The following is a 665-nucleotide window of genomic DNA, read 5'->3' as shown; positions in this document are numbered from 1 at the left end:
ACCCGCGAGCACATCCTGCTGGGCCGCCAGGTTGGCATCCCGAAGATGGTCGTGTTCATGAACAAAGTTGACCAGGTTGACGACGAAGAGCTGCTGGAACTGGTGGAAATGGAAATCCGCGAGCTGCTGTCTTCGTATGAATACCCCGGCGACGATATTCCGATCATCGCAGGTTCGGCTCTGGCCGCGATGGAAGGCCGTGACCCTGAAATCGGCGAGAACAAGATCCGCGAGCTGATGGCGGCTGTTGATGACTACATCGACACCCCCGAGCGTGCTGTTGACCAGCCGTTCCTGATGCCGATCGAAGACGTGTTCTCGATCTCGGGCCGTGGTACCGTTGTGACCGGCCGTGTCGAGCGTGGCGTGATCAACGTTGGCGACGAGATCGAGATCGTCGGCATCCGTGACACCGCGAAAACCACCTGCACCGGCGTTGAAATGTTCCGCAAGCTGCTGGACCGCGGTGAAGCAGGCGACAACATCGGCGCCCTGCTGCGTGGTGTGGATCGTGACGGCGTTGAGCGTGGCCAGGTTCTGTGTAAGCCGGGTTCGGTGACACCGCACACCAAGTTCGAAGCCGAAGCCTATATCCTGACCAAGGAAGAAGGCGGCCGTCACACCCCGTTCTTCGCGAACTACCGTCCGCAGTTCTACTTCCGTAC

Annotated in this window: 1 protein-coding gene; it reads left to right on the top strand. The window is 59.7% G+C overall.

Annotated features, from left to right (window positions below):
- A partial coding sequence (locus ACR0AP_RS20940; protein WP_480509231.1) for an EF-Tu/IF-2/RF-3 family GTPase occupies positions 1–665 on the top strand: 665 nt, incomplete at both ends.

Source organism: Ruegeria sp. AF7 (assembly GCF_056541885.1).
Note: the sequence above shows the minus strand (reverse complement) of the source record. Positions and strands in the feature narration are given on the sequence as shown.